General features: G+C 67.7%; 1 protein-coding gene. It reads right to left on the bottom strand.

The genetic code is table 11. The annotated features are described in order from the left end of the window. Positions 1-533: GTP-binding protein (locus QCN29_RS36755; protein ID WP_279933602.1), on the bottom strand; the 533-nt coding region annotated here is incomplete at both ends.

Below are 533 nucleotides of genomic sequence, written 5' to 3'. Positions count from 1 at the left end.
CGGGCCATGAGGGCGTGTTCGACGAGGGTGATCAGGGCGCTCTTGGCGTCGGCGCGGTGGCGGGCGTCGGTGGTGATGATGGGGGTGTCGGGGCCGATCTGGAGGGCCTCGCGTACTTCGTCGGGGTTGTAGGGCTGGTGTCCGTCGAAGCCGTTGAGGGCGATGACGAAGGGGAGCCCTGAGTTCTCGAAGTAGTCGACGGCGGGGAAGCAGTCGGCGAGGCGTCGGGTGTCGACGAGGACGACGGCTCCGATGGCGCCGCGGACGAGGTCGTCCCACATGAACCAGAACCGGTCCTGTCCGGGGGTGCCGAACAGGTAGAGGATGAGGTCCTGGTCCAGGGTGATGCGGCCGAAGTCCATGGCGACGGTGGTCGTCGTCTTGTCCCCGGTGTGGGTGAGGTCGTCGATGCCGGCCGACGCTGACGTCATGACGGCCTCGGTACGCAGCGGGTTGATCTCCGAGACGGCGCCGACGAACGTGGTCTTGCCCACGCCGAAGCCGCCCGCCACCACGATCTTCGCACTGGTGGT

Origin of the sequence: Streptomyces chengmaiensis, assembly GCF_029846775.1 — a bacterium.
Lineage (GTDB): Bacteria > Actinomycetota > Actinomycetes > Streptomycetales > Streptomycetaceae > Streptomyces > Streptomyces chengmaiensis.
Note: the sequence above shows the minus strand (reverse complement) of the source record. Positions and strands in the feature narration are given on the sequence as shown.